This window comes from Arthrobacter sp. CMU6 (assembly GCF_059090205.1).
This window is the reverse complement of the sequence record NZ_JBNHFL010000010.1, coordinates 106,267-122,646: the sequence shown is the minus strand read 5'-3', so window position 1 is coordinate 122,646 and position 16,380 is coordinate 106,267. Positions and strand designations below refer to the sequence as shown.

The window sequence follows — 16,380 nt, the reverse complement described above, 5'->3', positions numbered from 1 at the left end:
CCGCTTCCACCCTCCCCCACCCGCACGTGCAGTAAGGAACAACGATGTCCCAAACTTCGCAGCTCCAAAGCATGGATGTGACCGCCCGGCGCAGGGAAGCCCGCACCGTCATCGCCTCCAGCTATCTGGGCAGCACCATCGAGTACTACGACTTCCTGCTCTACGCCACCGCCGCCGCAGTGGTCTTCCCGAAAGTCTTCTTCTCCGGGCTCGACGACTGGGTGGGCGTCGTGGCCGCCTACGGCACCTTCGCCGCCGGCTACGTGGCCCGGCCCCTCGGCGGCATCATCTTCGGCCACTTTGGCGACAGGGTGGGCCGAAAGGGAATGCTGATCGTATCAATGGCAGTCATGGGCGTGGCCTCCACCCTGATCGGCGTCATTCCCGATGCCTCGGTGGCAGGGCCGTGGGGCGCCGTGCTCCTCGTCGTGCTGCGCGTGTTCCAGGGCATTGCCGTGGGCGGCGAATGGGGCGGCGCGGCCCTGATGGCACTGGAGCATTCCGAGTCCGGACGGCGAGGCTTTGCGGCTTCCTTCGTCAACGCCGGCGCACCCTCGGGCGCCGTGCTGGGCACCCTCATTATGGGCGCCTTCGCCGCCTTGCCGAACGAACAGTTCCTCTCCTGGGGCTGGCGGGTGCCGTTCCTGCTCTCCTTTGTCCTGTTGATCGTCGGAATGTTCGTCCGGCTCAAGGTCTCCGAGAGCCCCATCTTTAAGGCCGCCATCGAACAGGAAGCGCTGGCCAAGAGCCAGGATTCCGCTGCAACAGGAACCGCAGCCCCGCGCTTTCCGCTGGTACAGGTCCTGCGCCGGCCCCGGACATTGATCTTCACCATGCTCGCCGGAGCCGCCGGGTTTGCCCTGCAGGTGGTGATGGCGACGTTCTCCGTCACCTTCGCGGTCTCCAAGGGCGCCGAGCGGCAGGGCGTGCTGTACGCCTTCGCCGCCGCCTCCCTCATCTCCATCGCCTTCGTGGTCCTGGGCGGCAGGCTCTCGGACCGGCTGGGCCGCCGCCCAGTGATGATCGGCGGGCTGGTGCTCTTCATCCTGTACCTCCTGCCGATGTTCCAGCTGCTGTCCTCCAACAACATCTTCCTCATCTTCGTGGCCTTCACCGTGGGGCTAATGATCCACTCCACTCTCTTTGGCCCCATGGCGGCGTTCGTCTCCGAGCAGTTCGCCACCACTTCCCGCTACACCGGTGCGTCCCTGGGCTACCAGCTCGCGACGCTCCTGGGCGCCGGCTTCACACCCGGCGTCGTGGCACAAATCTTCAAGGACTCGGGCCAGAACACCGGCTCCGTTGCCCTGTACCTGGCCGGCATGTCCGTGGTGTCCATCGTGTTCATCCTGCTTACCAGGGAGCCCAAGAACAACGATTTGCAGTCCCCACGGCTCTGAGCGGCCGCACAAGGACTATTTTGAGACAAGAAAGGATGCTCGATGGAAAATTTTGGCATCGGGTCGTGGCTGCAACGGCGCCGCCCGAAATCCGGGGACAAGACGGCGCTCATCGCCGGGGACCGGAAACTCAGCTATGAACAGTTCGCCGACCGCAGCTGCCGGCTGGCCAACGCCCTGCGGGGCCGCGGCGTGGCCAGGGGCTCAAGGGTGGCCTACCTCGGGGAAAACCACCCCGCCTTCCTGGAGACGCTCTTCGCGTGCGGCCAGCTGGGCGCCATCTTCGTCCCCCTCAACACCAGGCTCGCACCGCCGGAAATCAGGTTCCAGCTGGACGACAGCTCCGCTGCCGCGTTGGTCTACGCCGCGGACCTGGGCACCGTGGCCCATGCGGCTGCCGGGGGGACAGCGCTGACGCGGCTCGTAGTCGGCGACGCTACACCTGCTGGCGCTGATGCAGCCGCCGCCGATGCGGCCGCCGAGGACTATGAGGACGTCGTCGCATCGGGCGGCGCCGAGCCCGTGGATGAGCCCGTCACCCTGGACGACGGCGCCATGATCCTCTACACCTCCGGAACCACCGGCAACCCCAAGGGCGCCCTGCTCACGCATGGGAACATCACCTGGAACTGCATCAACGTCATCACCGATTTCGACTTCTCCTCCGCCGACGTGGCCTTGATGATCTCCCCGATGTTCCATGTGGCGTCGCTGGACATGGGGGTCCTGCCCACCCTGCTCAAGGGAGGCACTGTGATCCTCGAGCCCAGGTTCGATCCGCAGCGGGCGCTGCAGCTCATCGAACGCCACCGCGTCACCACCATCAGCGGGGTGCCCACCACTTACCAGATGCTCTGCGAGCATCCGGAATGGCCGACGTCGGACATCACCTCGCTGAACAAGCTCACCTGCGGCGGATCCGCCGTCCCCCTGCGGGTCCTGGAGGCCTACGAAGCCCGGGGCCTGCGTTTCTCGAACGGCTACGGCATGACGGAAACAGCGCCGGGGGCAACCACGCTGCCCGCCTCCCGCTCCCGGGACAAGGCCGGCTCCTCCGGGTTGCCGCACTTCTTCACCGACGTGAGGATCGCCGACCCCGCCGGCGGCCCGGTCCAGCAGGGCGCCGTGGGTGAAATCCAGATCAAGGGCCCCAACGTCATCCGCGAATACTGGAACCGGCCGGATGCCACCGCCGGGTCCTACTCCGACGGCGGCTGGTTCAAGTCCGGGGACATGGGCTACCAGGACCAGGACGGGTTCGTCTTTGTTTCAGACCGGCTCAAGGACATGATCATTTCCGGCGGCGAGAACATCTACCCGGCCGAGGTGGAGCAGGCCATCGCCGAAATCGGCGCCGTGGGGAGCGTGGCGGTGATCGGTGTCCCGGACGACAAATGGGGTGAGGTGCCGCGGGCCGTTGTGGTGGTCCGCGAAGGTGCGACCCTGACCGAAGAGCAGGTCCGGGCGCACCTGGACGGCCGGCTCGCGCGCTACAAGATCCCCAAGGCGGTGGTGTTCGTCGACGACCTGCCACGGACGGCCAGTGGGAAGATCCGGAAGAAGGACCTCCGGCAGCAGCTGTTCCCGGACCCGGCAGCCCTGTAGCGGTTCGTGGCTGCGTCCGTCCGGCCTACAGCGGGATGTGGCGGAACAGCGCCGCGGTGCCCATACCGCCGGCGATGCTGATCATCGCCAGGGCCAGCTTTCCTTGGGCAGACTGCGCAGGCCCGGCAGGCACCCGCCGGGCCTGCGCCAGCAGGCGGGTAACCAGCACAGCGCCGGACGCCCCGTAGGCATGGCCCAAAGCCAGGGCACCGCCGTCGGCGTTGGCCCGGAGCGGATCGATCCCCAGGTGGTCCAGGCACGCGAGCGTCTGGGAAGCGAACGCCTCGTTGAACTCCACCAGGTCCACGTCCGCGGCTTCCACAGATTGCGCCGCCAGCAGCCTTGAGGCGGCCGCTGCGGCACCGATGCCCAGCAACTGCGGCTCCACCCCGGCCGTCTCCGTGCCCAGCACGGCCAGCGCGTCGGCAGCGCCCAGCTCCCGGGCCCTGGCCAGGGAGGTGATCACGACGGCGGCTGCACCGTCAGCGTCGAAACACGAGTTTCCGGCGGTGACAGTCCCGGACTCCACGAACGCCGCGGGGAACCGCGCCATCAGCGCCTCGCTGAGTCGGGGGCGGGGACCGTCGTCGGCCGTCACTTTCGGCGGTACGGTTCCCGCCGTTACAGCTTCCGGCGCCGGCGCTGTCCCCGTAGTGGCCGGCAGAGGCACGATCTCCCGGGCGAACGCGCCACCGGCCTGAGCCGCTACCGCGCGGCGGTGGCTGCGAAGGGCAAACTCGTCCTGCTGGGCGCGGCTGAGGCCGTACTCCCGCGCGACGTTCTCGGCCGCCACGCCCATGTCCGGGTCGCCGTGGCTGTGCGGCGCAAACTGGGCGCGGCTGAAGAAGGCCGGTTCGCCGCCGTCGTTCCGGTGTGCCCGCAGCGGCGCGGTGCTGATGCTCTCAACGCCGCCCGCCAGGTAGGTGCCGCCGCCGGCCGCGACGAGCCGCGATGCGAGGACGATGGCGTCCAGGCCCGAGCCGCACTGGCGGTCGACGGTAAGGCCCGGAACGGTCACCGGCAGGCCGGCTTCCAGGGCCGCAAGCCGGGCCACGTTGCCGCCCGCGCCCACCGCGTTGCCGATGACGACGTCCGCCACCTCGCTGGCGTCCACTCCCGTTTCGGCGAGCAGTGCCGTGATGACGGGAGCCAGGAGCTCGTGGGAGCGCAGGTGCTTCAGCGCCCCGTTCGCCCGGCAGATCGGAGTGCGCAGCGCAGCGATGATCACCGGCTGCCGGTCGTCGGGCAGTGTGAGTTCGGGCCGCTCGAATCCGGAGCTTCCCGGCCCCGCGCCGGACTCGCTGTTCCTAGACAAGGTGCCGGACCCTGCTGTCGCGGGCCTCGATCCAGTCGAGCAGCAGGCGGCGGCTGACCTTTCCGCGGTCCGTCACCGGAAGCTCATCGAGGGCGAAGTACTGCAGCGGCCGCTTGTCCTTGGCCAGGACATCCTCCAGGCCGGTCTTGAGCTGGGTTGCCGTCACCCCGCCATGGGACGGAACGATGCCGGCCACCACGCGCTGGCCGCGGAGGTCGTCGTCCATGCCGGCTGCAATCGCCGACGCGACTCCCGGCACTGAGGACAGCGCCAGCTCCACCTCGTGTGGGTAAACGTTCTTGCCTGCGGTGATGATCATGTCGGCGCGCCGGCCGAGGATGTGCAGCACCCCGCCGGACAGGTAGCCCTGGTCCCCCACGGTGTACCAGCCGTCGAAGCAGCGCAGCGCCTGGCCGTCGTCTCCCCAGAGGTAACCGTTGCTGACCATCCCGCTCTGGACACTGATGTTGCCGGCTACCCCGTCGGGAAGCTCCGCCCCGGAGTCGTCCAGGATCCGCACCTCGACGCCCGGGAACGGCCGGCCGATCGCGGTGCTTCCTGCAGCGAACGGCTCCCCCGCCGCCATTCCTGCGCCTGAAACGAAACTCAGCTCCGACGCGCCGTAGTACTCGAAAATGGTCGCGTGCGGGGCCCACCGGCGGGCCGCCTCCAGCGTCCGCGCATCCAGCTTCGAGCCCGCACAAATGATGGTCCGGACGCCCGAGGCATCCACGCAGCCCAGCAACCCGCGTTCGCTGAGCAGCCGCAGCATGGTGGGTACCAGCACCAGCCGGGTGATGCCGTCGTGGGTGATCGCGGCGTGGACGTCCCCGACGTCGAACGATTCGAGCGTATGGAACTCAGAGCCGGCGTAGAGGCACTCGGCCAGGGCGTACAGATTGAGGCTCGCTGCCAGCGGGCCCGGGGCCAGCGTCCTGTCCTGCCTGCTGAGCCCGAAAAACTCCATGGAAGCTTCGAAGGACTGCTGCCAGGAACTGCGCGAACGGGTGAAGGCCTTGGGAACGGAGGTGGTGCCGGAGGTCAGGCCAATGAGGAACGAAGCTGCAGGATCCCCGTCCGCCAGCTCTGTGCCGGCGCTGCCGGGCGCGGGGTCCACCCGGCTGCCCAGCCGCTGGACGATCTCGTCCTGCAGCGCTTCGGGCCACGTGGGGTCCAGAACCGCGCACTCACGGTCACCGGCAACGGCAGCGGCGAAATCAACGGCGAACCGGGTGGAATTGGGCTGGGCGAGGACCGTGACGGGAGCTGTGCTGCCGGCCGCCGCGGCCTGCGCAGCATCGCGCAGTTCGGCCCAGCTGAGCCGCTTTCCGGCCACGACGACGGCGGTGTCATCGGGGCGTTCATCGGCCCAACGCTGAAGGTTGTTGAGAAAAGGCATCGGACCAACTTTACCGGCCCGAACCCGCCACTGCCCTGTGGCAAAGACTATTGTGACAACATGAGCTTCAATGACGGGGTCGAGCTGGACCCATCCCAGGTGGAAGACCGGCGCGGCGGTGGAGTTGGCCGCGGCACAAAGATCGGCGGAGGCATCGGGGGCGGTGTCGTCCTGCTGCTCGCGGCCCTGTTCGGCATCAACCCGCAGTTGCTGGGCGGACTCCTCGGCACCGGCCAGGAACAGCCCGCCCAAAGCACGGGAACGCCCCTCGCCCAGTGCAAGCTGGGTTCCGACGCCGACAGGGACCTCGACTGCCGGATTGCCGGGACGGTGAACAGCCTCAACGTGTTCTGGCCGGCGTACCTCGCTGACTACAACGTGAAGTACCCGCGGCCGAAGACGGTGCTGTTCGAGGGCGCCACCCGCACCGGCTGCGGTACGGCCACGTCCGAGGTGGGCCCGTTCTACTGCCCGCCGGACACTACGGCCTACTTTGATCCCGGCTTCTTCCAGGACCTCGTGACCCGCTTCGGCTCCTCCGGTGGCCCGCTGGCCCAGGAATACGTGGTGGCACACGAGTTTGGCCATCACATCCAGAACATCCTCGGGGATCTGGACAAGGCGCAGCAGGATCCGCAGGGCGCGGAATCGGGCGCCGTCAGGGTGGAACTCCAGGCCGACTGCTACGCCGGGCTCTGGACGCGGTACGCCACCACGCAGAAGGACCCGAAGACCGGCAAGCCCTTCCTTGAGCCGCTCACGCAGAAGGACCTGAACGACGCACTGTCGGCTGCCTCCTCCGTAGGCGACGACCGGATCCAGAAGGCCGCCACGGGCCGCGTGAATCCCGAGGGCTGGACGCACGGGTCCAGCGCGCAGCGGCAGAAGTGGTTCTACCAGGGCTACAAGACCGGTGACATCAACCAGTGCGACACGTTCAGCGCCGCGACCCTCTAACTGAATCGGCGGCTTAACTGAAACGACAGCGGCCGGTCACCTTCGATGAGAAGGTGGCCGGCCGCCGTCGAACTTTTTAGATGTTGAAGCCGAGGGCCCGCATCTGGTCCTTGCCGTCGTCGGTGATCCGCTCCGGACCCCATGGCGGCATCCATACCCAGTTCAGGCGCCACTCGTCCACTACGCCGTCAAGCGCCTTGCCGACCTGCTCCTCGAGCACGTCGGTCAGCGGACAGGCGGCCGTGGTGAGGGTCATGTCGATCAGCAGGGCGCCGTCGTCCTCCGAGTACTTCAGGCCGTAGAGCAGCCCGAGGTCCACGATGTTGACCCCGAGCTCGGGGTCGATGACGTCCTTGAGTGCCTCTTCGACATCCTCCAGCCCGGTGCGGGCTGCGTCGATTTCGGTCATGGTCAGTCAGTCCTAACTAGGCCTGGACCGCTGCGGCAGCCGCGGCTGACCCGGCACCCGCGGCGTAACGGTCGTAGCCTTCTTCTTCCAGGCGGTCGGCGAGTTCCGGGCCGCCCTCTTCGACAACCTGGCCGTTCACGAAAACGTGCACGAAGTCAGGCTTGATGTAGCGCAGGATGCGGGTGTAGTGCGTGATGAGCAGCGTGCCCATGTTGCCGGCGGCATGCGCACGGTTGACGCCTTCGGAGACAACCTTGAGCGCGTCAACGTCCAGGCCGGAGTCGGTCTCGTCGAGGACGGCGAACTTCGGCTTGAAGAGTTCCAGCTGCAGGATCTCAACGCGCTTCTTCTCACCGCCGGAGAAGCCTTCGTTGACATTGCGCTGGGCGAAGTCCGCGTCAATGCGCAGCTGCTGCATGGCTGCCTTGACGTCCTTGGTCCAGGTGCGCAGTGCCGGCGCTTCGCCGTCGATGGCGGTCTTGGCGGTCCGCAGGAAGTTGGTCATGGTGACGCCGGGAACCTCCACCGGGTACTGCATGGCCAGGAAGACGCCGGCGCGGGCGCGCTCGTCAACGCTCATGGCCAGCACGTCTTCGCCGTCCAGCGTGATGGTGCCGCCGGTGACGTTGTAGCGGGGGTGGCCGGCGATGGTGGACGCCAGCGTGGACTTGCCGGAGCCGTTGGGGCCCATGATGGCGTGGGTCTCACCGGTGCGGATGGTCAGGCTGACGCCCTTCAGGATCTCCTTGGTGCCCTGCTCGGTGTCGATGCTGACGTGCAGGTCCTTGATCTCAAGAGTAGACATGTATCTTGTTCTCCTCTGCGCCGCTGTCCAGGCAGCGACGCGGTCTTTGTTCTGGAAGTTGTTGAGTTCTGGTGCAGGCCCGGCTGTAGTGCCGGATTAGCTGAAGTTCGGCGTTTCGGCGCCGTTCAGGACGTTGGTGAAGTCCACGTAGACGTCGTCTCCGTGGATCTCCACCGCGAACACCGGAACGGGGTCGTAGGCCGGCAGCTGCAGGGGTTCACCGGTGCGCAGGTCGAATTGGGAGCCGTGCCCCCAGCACTCGATGGCGCAGCCTTCCACCTCGCCCTCGGAGAGCGAGATGTCCGCATGCGAGCACGTGTCACCGATTGCGTGAATTTCCCCCATTGAGTCCTTGACGATCGCGACCGGGTAGTCGTCGACCAGGATCCGCAGGGCCTGCTTGGGCTGGATCTCGTGTGCGCTGCAGACGATTTCGCCCTTGGGCTGTTCAGTCATCCGTTGTCCTGTGCTGTCGTTCCGGCTGGTTGGCTGTTCCGGCTGGTTGGCCGGGCCTGGTTTCAGTTCTGGGTGGCGGCGAGTTCGCGCTCAACAGCCTCGGTCAGGCGCTCTTCGAGTGCCGGAACCTTGATCTGCTGGATGATCTCGTTAAGGAAGCCGCGCACCACCAGGCGACGGGCCACCTCTTCGGGAATGCCGCGGGCCATCAGGTAGAACAGGTGCTCGTCGTCGAAGCGTCCGGTGGAGCTGGCGTGGCCGGCACCCTCGATGAGGCCTGTCTCGATTTCGAGGTTGGGCACGGAGTCCGCGCGGCAGCCGTCGGTGAGCACCAGGTTCTGGTTCTTCTCGTACGAGTCGGTGCCCAGGGCCTGCTTCTGGATCAGTACGTCGCCCACCCATACGGTGTGCGCGTTCTTGCCCTGCAGGGCGCCCTTGTAGAGCACGTTCGACTTGCAGTTGGCCACGTTGTGGTCAACGAAGGAGCGGTGCTCCAGGTGCTGGCCGGCGTCGGCGAAGTAGAGGCCCAGCAGCTCGGCCTCGGCGCCCTCACCGGAGAAGCGGACGTTGGAGTTCAGGCGCACCACGGAACCGCCGAGCGAAACGGCGATGTGCTTGTAGACCGCGTCCTTGCCCACCTGGGCGTCGTGCTGGCCCAGGTGCTTTGCGTCGTCTTCCCAGAGCTGCACCGAGATGACGGTGAGCTTTGCGCCCTCGCCGACGATGACTTCCAGGTTGCCGTTGTGGTCGGCCGCACCGGTGTGCTCAAGGATGACCACGCTGCGGGAGTTGGCGCCGGCTTCCAGCACGAAGTGCGCGTTGGAGCGCCGGCCTGCGCCCGCACCGTTGACCAGGATGCGCACCGGCTCAGCCGGTTCGGCCTCGGCAGGGATGACCACGTGCAGTGCCTCGTCCGTGTTGGCGGAGGCGACGACGGCGGAACGGTCGGCCGGGGTCAGGACGGTACCGCGCGGGGCGGCTCCCTGTGCCAGGTTGCCGCGGACATAGCCTTCGGGGGCTTCCACGGTGAACGCGGCCGCTTCGCCGTCCGTCGCTGCGTCGGAGAACAGGTTGGCCAGGCCGCGGACCGGGGTGAAGCGCCATTCCTCTTCGCGGCCGGTGGGCAGCGGGAAGTCGGCGACGTCGAAGCTCGTGAGCCGCTCGGCGCGCGAGGACATCACGGTGACGCCGTGGTTGTGGCTGTGGTCCACCTTAGCGGAGACCAGCGCCTCGCCTTCCTCGGTGAAGCCGGCGATGGAAGGGGCTCCGATGCGGGCCTTTTCAGTAATAATTTCGGCAGTCATTAACCGACGGATCCTTCCATCTGGAGTTCAATGAGGCGGTTCAGCTCGAGGGCGTATTCCATCGGCAGCTCGCGGGCGATCGGCTCAATGAAGCCGCGCACGATCATGGCCATGGCTTCGTCTTCGCGCATGCCGCGGGACATGAGGTAGAAGAGCTGCTCTTCGGAAACGCGCGAGACAGTTGCCTCGTGACCCAGCTGCACGTCATCCTCGCGGATATCGATGTAGGGGTAGGTGTCCGAGCGGCTGATGGTGTCCACCAGCAGCGCGTCGCAGCGCACCGTGTTCGCGGAGTGCTTGGCACCCTCGCGGACCTGGACCAGGCCGCGGTAGGCCGCGCGTCCGCCGCCGCGGGCAACGGACTTGGAGATGATCGAGCTCTTGGTGTTCGGTGCGATGTGCACCATCTTGGATCCGGTGTCCTGGTGCTGGCCTTCGCCGGCGAACGCGATCGAAAGGGTCTCGCCCTTGGCGTGCTCGCCCGTGAGGTACACAGCCGGGTACTTCATGGTGACCTTGGAGCCGATGTTGCCATCGATCCACTCCATGGTGGCGCCCTCTTCGCAGATGGCGCGCTTGGTCACGAGGTTGTACACGTTGTTGGACCAGTTCTGGATGGTGGTGTAGCGGACGCGGGCGCCCTTCTTGACCACGATCTCGACGACGGCCGAGTGCAGCGAATCCGAGGTGTAGATCGGCGCGGTGCAGCCTTCGATGTAGTGGACGTAGGAGTCCTCGTCGGCGATGATCAGCGTGCGCTCGAACTGGCCCATGTTTTCCGTGTTGATGCGGAAGTAGGCCTGCAGCGGGATGTCAACGTGCACGCCCTTGGGCACGTACACGAAGGAACCGCCGGACCATACGGCCGTGTTCAGCGAGGCGAACTTGTTGTCGCCCACCGGAATGATCGTGCCGAAGTATTCCTGGAAGATCTCCGGGTGCTCGCGCAGCGCGGTGTCCGTGTCCAGGAAGATGACGCCCTGGGCCTCAAGGTCCTCGCGGATCTGGTGGTAAACCACCTCGGACTCGTACTGGGCTGCCACACCGGAGACCAGGCGGCTGCGCTCGGCTTCCGGGATGCCGAGCTTCTCGTACGTGTTGCGGATGTCTTCGGGCAGGTCCTCCCAGGTGGCGGCCTGCTTCTCGGTGGAACGCACGAAGTACTTGATGTTGTCGAAGTCGATCCCGGACAGGTCCGCGCCCCAGGTGGGCATGGGCTTGCGGTCGAAGTACTTCAGACCCTTGAGGCGCAGGTCCAGCATCCATTCCGGCTCGCTCTTCTTGGCCGAGATGTCGCGGACCACGTCCTCGTTGAGGCCGCGGCGGGCGTTAGCGCCGACGTCGTTCTTGTCGGCCCAGCCGTACTCATAGGTGCCGATCCCGTGCAGCTCGGGATTCTTTTCCAGAATCTCCGAAATCACAGCAGTCTCAGCAACCGTCTTCTCTGATAGTTGGTCCGTCATCACGGCCTTTCTTGCAGATGGTTGGATACTTCATCCAGGTTGTCCGGGGCATCGGTGGCCGGGGCCACCGTCACGGCCGGACGTCCTGTGGGTATGTGGGTGGTGCAGACGTGTCCCCCGCGGGCGAGCGTGGAGAGCCTGCGGACATCGACACCTACGAGGCGCGAAAACATTTCCGTCTCCGCGTCGCAGAACACGGGAAACTGGGTGGCCAGCTGCTGGATGGGGCAGTGGCCCTGGCACAGCTGGACGCTGGAGAGTGCGGCGGGAAGGGGGGCCTTGGCTTCGATCGAGGCCGTGGAGGCGACAAAACCGTCCCGGGAAAGTGCGGCGGACAGCGCCTGCGCACGGGCGGTGATGTCCGTTCCGGCTGCTTCCACCTCGGGGGCGTAGCGGCGTTCCATCTCCGCGAAACGCTCGACGGCGAACTGGCGGACGGCTTCATCCCCCGCCACCGCGCCGAGCTGCTTGAGCGCGAGGGTGGCGATGTTGAGGTAGTCATCGCCCAGTGACGACTGGCCCTGGGAGCTGAGGACGTAGCGGCGGGCGGGGCGCCCGGCACCGGCGCCTGCGCGGGCCACGCGCTTGACCTCGATCACACCCGCCCGGTACAGGTGGTCCAGGTGGCGGCGGACGGCGGCCGGGGTGAATCCGAGCAGGTCGCCCAGTTCTGCGGCGCTGACCGGGCCGTGTTCCAGGACGGCGCTGAGGACGCGGTCACGCGTGCGCTCATCGGTATCGGCCGCGGCGGGCACGGACGCCAGGGCAGCACGTTTTTCACCGCGCAGCGCACCTGCAGGCGCGCCCTGCCCGGCCAAAGGCGCGGAAGTGGTGTTGGTCATGGAATACACAACACAATCATGTCGTAATTTGCAGCGGCATTCCAGTAAGGCAAGGCTGACCTGAGCCCTGCCCGCCGGCTCACCGTCGACAGTACTACTTCCCGTAGAATACTGGGGTGCGATCCCCCAAATCCCCCGTACTGACCATCGACGGGCTCATCAAGGACGTTGGTCCGCTCTCCACCCTCGATGGCAAGATGCTCAGGGTGGTGAGCGACGTCTCACTCGTCGCCGGCCGCGGCGAGGTCACGGCGCTGCTGGGAGCCAACGGTGCCGGCAAGACTACCACCATCGAATGCGCGCAGGGGCTCCAGAAGCGCACGGGCGGATCCATTACGCTGCTCGGTGCCGATCCCGGCACCGCCGGCGCGGAACTGCGCGCCCGCGTTGGCGTCATGCTCCAGGACGGCGGCCTCCCGCCGTCGGCCCGTCCCATTCCCCTGCTCCGCCACATTGCCGGAATGTACCGCAATCCCAGGCCGCTGGATGAGCTGGTGCAGAGGCTCGGCATCGACACCTTCAGCCGGACCAATGTCCGCCGGCTGTCCGGAGGACAGAAGCAGCGGCTGGCCCTTGCCGCCGCCCTGATAGGCAACCCCGAGGTTCTGTTCCTTGACGAACCGAGCGCAGGGCTGGACCCGCAGTCCCGTCAGATGGTCTTCGACCTGATCGCCGAACTCCGTGACAACGGGATGGGGATTATCCTCACAACCCACCTCATGGATGATGCGCAGCGCCTGGCCGACTACGTTTACATCATCGACGCCGGCAGAAATGTCGCCGAGGGCACCGTAGCCCAACTGCTCCAGCACAACATGCCGGAGACGCCCCACAGGGACCGCGTCCGGACGCTGCACTTCGAGGCGCTGCCGGGACTGGACTTCACCGGCGTGCTGCCTGCCGAGATCGAGATCCGCGAGACCCGTTCCGGCAGCTACACCGCCGCCGGGGCGCTGAGCCCCGAGGACCTCGCCGCGCTGACGGCGTGGTGGGCACACCACGGCATCATGCCGGGCTCGCTGAGCATGGAGGCCCGGAGCCTCGAAGATGTGTTCCTTGACATTTCCGGAAGGGAAATCCGATGACGACAGCCACGGGCAGCGCACCTGCTCCCCTGCTCCGCCGGATCCTGCTGCAGGGCAAATACGAGGCCGCCACGATGCTCCGCAACGGCGAGCAGCTGATCCTGGCCGTGGTCCTCCCGCTCCTTGCCCTGATCGGGCTGACGGTCACCCCGCTGCTCGACGGCATCGGGGACAGCCGGGTGAATGTTGCCGTCCCCGGCATCCTCGCGCTCTGCGCCATGTCCACTGCGTTCACCGGCCAGGGCATCGCGACCGGCTTCGACCGCCGCTACGGCGTGCTGCGTTTTCTGTCCACAACACCGCTGGGACGGACAGGCCTCATCGCCGGGAAGATCCTTGCGGTCCTCGCCGTCCTCGTGATCCAGGTGGTCATCGTCGCCGCCGTCGCCTTCCCCCTCGGATGGCGGCCCGATCCGCTGGGCGTGCTGCCCGGGCTGTTCCTGCTTGTCCTGGGCGCGGCCGCATTCACTGCCCTCGGCCTGCTGGTGGCCGGCACTGTCCGGCCGGAGGCCACGCTGGCCATCACGAACCTGCTGTGGATCCTTCTCGGAGCCCTGGGTGGGATTGTGGTCCCCATGCAGCGGCTGCCGGAACTCGCCCAGAACACCGTCCACCTGCTGCCGTCCGGGGCTCTCGGCGAAGGCCTGCGCGACGCGTTCCTGCATGGCGCCGTGAACGGCAATGCTGTCCTTGTCCTGCTGATGTGGACGGTTCTCGCCGGCGCAGCAGCCATCCGCTGGTTCAAATGGAATTGAGAATAAAGTGAGCACGGCTTCGCGCCTCCCCCAGTTCGTCGGCCGCCTGGCATCCAAGCTGCCGGTCACCGTCGATGCCACCGTTCGCCGCCTGGCTGTGCTGTCCCTGATCGGACAGACGGTCCTGGTGGTCACCGGCGGCGCCGTCCGGCTGACCGCCTCCGGCCTGGGTTGCCCCACCTGGCCCAGGTGCACGAACAATTCCCTGGTGAACACCCCCGAGATGGGCATCCACGGCTTCATCGAGTTCGGCAACCGGCTGCTGACGTTCGCCCTGGCCGCCGTCGCTGCGCTCATGCTGGTCTACCTGTGGAACCTGCGCAAGGAGCGCAAGGACCTGTTCCTGCTGGCCCTGGGCCTGCTGGCGAGCATCCCGGCGCAGGCAGTCATAGGCGGCATCACCGTGCTCACCCAGCTGAACCCGTGGGTGGTTGGCCTGCACTTCCTGGTGTCCATGGCCCTGGTGGTCTTCGCCACGCTGCTGGTGAACCGGGCCTACGGAAGGACGGGGCGGTTCCGGACCCTTGCCCTCCCCTCACTGCCGGGGGTCGTGCGTCCGGTGATGACCGCCGTCGCGCTCTTCTCCGCGGTCGCCGTCATGCTCGGCGTCGTGGTCACCGGCGCCGGACCGCACGCGGGCGACGCCGATGCGCCCCGCAACAACCTGGACTGGGACCTGTTCTCGCACATCCATGCTGTGCCTGCCTACCTTGTCACCGCCGGGACGCTGCTCGCCGTGTACTTTGTGTTCCGCCGCGGCATCCCGGGGACGTTCCGGACGGCCGTGCTGATGCTGCTCGGCGTCACCGTTCTCCAGGCCGTCATCGGGTTCACGCAGTACTACAACGGCATTCCGGCGCTCCTCGTGGGCGCGCACATGCTGGGAGCGGCCCTGCTGATGGCCGCTGCAACCAACGCCGCCGACATCGCCCGCTCCAGCCCCGTCGAGTAGCTTCCCCCGACCCTCTCTCAGGTCCTGTCGGGTTTTTCCCGACGCTCCCGCAGGTCTTGTCGGGTTTTTCCCGACGCTGCTGCAGGTCTTGTCGGGTTTTTCCCGACGCTGCTGCAGGTCTTGTCGGGTTTTTCCCGACGCTGCTGCAGGTCTTGTCGGCTCATTCGCTGCGCTCCCGCAGATCGGCCCCGCTTGCGGCCAAGGAAAACGCCCCTTCATATGAAATGAAGGGGCGTTCGTGCTCTCTGCAGGATCTGAGGACGGGTCCCCGGGGAACTTGCAGGATCTGAGGACGGGTCCCCGGGGAACTTGCAGGATCTGAGGACGGGTCCCCGGGGAAACCTTGCAGGATCTGAGGACGGGTCCCCGGGGAAACCTTGCAGGATCTGAGGACGGGTCCCCGGGGAGCTTGCAGGATCTGAGGACGGGTCCCCGGGGAGCTTGCAGGATCTGAGGACGGGTCCCCGGGGAGCTTGCAGGATCTGAGGATGGGTCCCCGGGGAGCTTGCAGGATCTGAGGACGCGTCCGGGGCTCTTGGCTTGTGGGGTTAGCCCATGATCGGCGAGCCGACGAACGGGTCGACTGCCAGCGCGATGAAGAGGAGCGTCAGGTAGCTGATGGAGCCGTGGAAGACCTTCATGGCGCCCTTGTCGGAGAGGTCGCCGCCCTGTGCCCGGTTGTAGAGGGCGTGGGACTCGTACAGGAACCATGCACCGGCCAGCACGGCAACGGCGGTGTAAACCCAGCCTGCGTTGCCGGCAGGGATCATGAGGAGCGAGCACGCAACCATGGCCCAGGCGTACAGCACCACCTGGACGGAAACGACCCTGGCCCCGGCGATGGCACCGAGCATCGGGACGTTGGCGTTGCGGTAGTCCTCGCCGTAGCGCATGGACAGCGGCCAGTAGTGCGGCGGGGTCCAGAGGAAGATGACCATGAAGAGGACTACGGCCGGCCACTCGACCGTGTTGGTCACGGCGGCCCAGGCGATCAGCACCGGGAAACAGCCGGCAGCGCCGCCCCAGACAATGTTCTGGGCCGTGCGGCGCTTGAGGATCATGGTGTAAATGACGACGTAGAAGACGATGGCGCCGAGTCCGAGCCAGGCGGAGAGCGGGTTGGCACCGAACCAGAGGATGGCGATTGCCGCGGCGCCCAGCAACCACGCGAAGACCAGGGCCTCGCGCGGGGTGACCTCACCGGTCACCAAGGGACGCTTCTCCGTTCGGTGCATCAGCCTGTCGATGTCGCGGTCGATGTAGCAGTTGAAGGCACCGGCGCTGCCGGCAGCGAACGCACCGCCCACGAGGGTGGCCATGATGAGGCCGAGGGACGGGAAGCCGCGCTGCGCGTAAATCATGGTGGGCAGGGTACTGACCAGCAGGAGTTCAATGACCCTGGGCTTGGTGAGTGCAAGGTACGCCTTGGCCTTGCGGGCTAGTCCGGCTCTTCCGTGGACCCGGGAAGAGGTCAGCGGCGTATCTGTTGTGCTCACGTGGCAGTCACTCTGTTTCTGTCTGGCTGTTATCTGATCAGTCCGTCTGGACACGCGGTCCGGACCGATCCCTCAACGGCGGTGGCGGGGCTGTCATGTGCAACCTGAGCCCGCACTGTCCGCCGGTGGCCTCCCGA

At 66.7% G+C, this 16,380-nt stretch carries 15 protein-coding genes; 6 read left to right on the top strand and 9 right to left on the bottom strand.

Going from position 1 to position 16,380, the window contains the following annotated elements:
* The first annotated feature begins 44 nt into the window (after positions 1-44).
* Together AC5RWD_RS09300 and menE are read left to right on the top strand one after the other, a co-directional pair.
* Positions 45-1,400, top strand: a complete 1,356-nt coding sequence (locus tag AC5RWD_RS09300) for an MFS transporter (protein ID WP_494019730.1) — start codon at positions 45-47, stop codon at positions 1,398-1,400.
* A gap of 42 nt (positions 1,401-1,442) precedes the next feature.
* Entirely contained in the window at positions 1,443-3,005 is a 1,563-nt protein-coding gene (menE, locus tag AC5RWD_RS09295) for an o-succinylbenzoate--CoA ligase (protein ID WP_494019729.1), read from the top strand.
* A gap of 25 nt (positions 3,006-3,030) precedes the next feature.
* Here menE and AC5RWD_RS09290 read toward each other — a convergent pair whose 3' ends face one another.
* Together AC5RWD_RS09290 and AC5RWD_RS09285 are read right to left on the bottom strand one after the other, a co-directional pair.
* Positions 3,031-4,233 carry a thiolase family protein gene (locus AC5RWD_RS09290; protein ID WP_494019767.1) on the bottom strand — a complete coding sequence of 401 codons (1,203 nt, stop codon included), beginning with the start codon at positions 4,231-4,233 and terminating at the stop codon, positions 3,031-3,033.
* Positions 4,234-4,312: 79 nt separating this feature from the next.
* Entirely contained in the window at positions 4,313-5,719 is a 1,407-nt protein-coding gene (locus AC5RWD_RS09285) for a class I adenylate-forming enzyme family protein (protein ID WP_494019728.1), read from the bottom strand.
* Between the two features lie 60 nt (positions 5,720-5,779).
* On the opposite strand from AC5RWD_RS09285, the gene ypfJ reads away from it, so the two are divergent.
* Positions 5,780-6,676, top strand: a complete 897-nt coding sequence (gene ypfJ, locus AC5RWD_RS09280; RefSeq protein WP_494019727.1) for a KPN_02809 family neutral zinc metallopeptidase — start codon at positions 5,780-5,782, stop codon at positions 6,674-6,676.
* Between the two features lie 76 nt (positions 6,677-6,752).
* Here ypfJ and AC5RWD_RS09275 read toward each other — a convergent pair whose 3' ends face one another.
* From AC5RWD_RS09275 to AC5RWD_RS09250, 6 genes are all read right to left on the bottom strand, one after another.
* Complete coding sequence (locus AC5RWD_RS09275; RefSeq protein WP_003798940.1) at positions 6,753-7,085, bottom strand: metal-sulfur cluster assembly factor; 333 nt, start codon at positions 7,083-7,085, stop codon at positions 6,753-6,755.
* Between the two features lie 16 nt (positions 7,086-7,101).
* Positions 7,102-7,890 carry a Fe-S cluster assembly ATPase SufC gene (sufC, locus tag AC5RWD_RS09270; protein WP_494019726.1) on the bottom strand — a complete coding sequence of 263 codons (789 nt, stop codon included), beginning with the start codon at positions 7,888-7,890 and terminating at the stop codon, positions 7,102-7,104.
* Positions 7,891-7,986: 96 nt separating this feature from the next.
* A complete protein-coding gene (locus tag AC5RWD_RS09265; RefSeq protein WP_494019725.1) occupies positions 7,987-8,346 on the bottom strand; it encodes a non-heme iron oxygenase ferredoxin subunit in 360 nt (119 codons plus the stop codon).
* Between the two features lie 62 nt (positions 8,347-8,408).
* Positions 8,409-9,650: a Fe-S cluster assembly protein SufD gene (gene sufD, locus AC5RWD_RS09260; protein WP_494019724.1), complete on the bottom strand. Its 1,242-nt coding sequence runs from the start codon at positions 9,648-9,650 to the stop codon at positions 8,409-8,411.
* Positions 9,650-11,113: a Fe-S cluster assembly protein SufB gene (sufB, locus tag AC5RWD_RS09255; protein ID WP_314193282.1), complete on the bottom strand. Its 1,464-nt coding sequence runs from the start codon at positions 11,111-11,113 to the stop codon at positions 9,650-9,652. The genes sufD and sufB overlap by 1 nt, the downstream gene beginning before the upstream one ends.
* Positions 11,113-11,964: a helix-turn-helix transcriptional regulator gene (locus AC5RWD_RS09250; RefSeq protein ID WP_494019723.1), complete on the bottom strand. Its 852-nt coding sequence runs from the start codon at positions 11,962-11,964 to the stop codon at positions 11,113-11,115. The genes sufB and AC5RWD_RS09250 overlap by 1 nt, the downstream gene beginning before the upstream one ends.
* A gap of 107 nt (positions 11,965-12,071) precedes the next feature.
* Between AC5RWD_RS09250 and AC5RWD_RS09245 the strand changes: the two genes are divergently transcribed.
* The 3 genes from AC5RWD_RS09245 to AC5RWD_RS09235 are packed head-to-tail and all read left to right on the top strand — an operon-like array spanning position 12,072 to position 14,747.
* The gene (locus AC5RWD_RS09245; RefSeq protein ID WP_494019722.1) at positions 12,072-13,040 is read left to right on the top strand and encodes an ABC transporter ATP-binding protein; all 969 of its coding nucleotides are present in this window, start codon (positions 12,072-12,074) and stop codon (positions 13,038-13,040) included.
* Positions 13,037-13,795 carry an ABC transporter permease gene (locus AC5RWD_RS09240; protein WP_494019721.1) on the top strand — a complete coding sequence of 253 codons (759 nt, stop codon included), beginning with the start codon at positions 13,037-13,039 and terminating at the stop codon, positions 13,793-13,795. The genes AC5RWD_RS09245 and AC5RWD_RS09240 overlap by 4 nt, the downstream gene beginning before the upstream one ends.
* 7 nt (positions 13,796-13,802) lie before the next feature.
* The gene (locus tag AC5RWD_RS09235; RefSeq protein WP_494019720.1) at positions 13,803-14,747 is read left to right on the top strand and encodes a COX15/CtaA family protein; all 945 of its coding nucleotides are present in this window, start codon (positions 13,803-13,805) and stop codon (positions 14,745-14,747) included.
* A 548-nt stretch (positions 14,748-15,295) separates the two neighbouring features.
* On the opposite strand, the gene AC5RWD_RS09230 is transcribed toward AC5RWD_RS09235, so the two are convergent.
* The gene (locus tag AC5RWD_RS09230) at positions 15,296-16,243 is read right to left on the bottom strand and encodes a heme o synthase (protein WP_494019719.1); all 948 of its coding nucleotides are present in this window, start codon (positions 16,241-16,243) and stop codon (positions 15,296-15,298) included.
* Between the last annotated feature and the right edge of the window lie 137 nt (positions 16,244-16,380).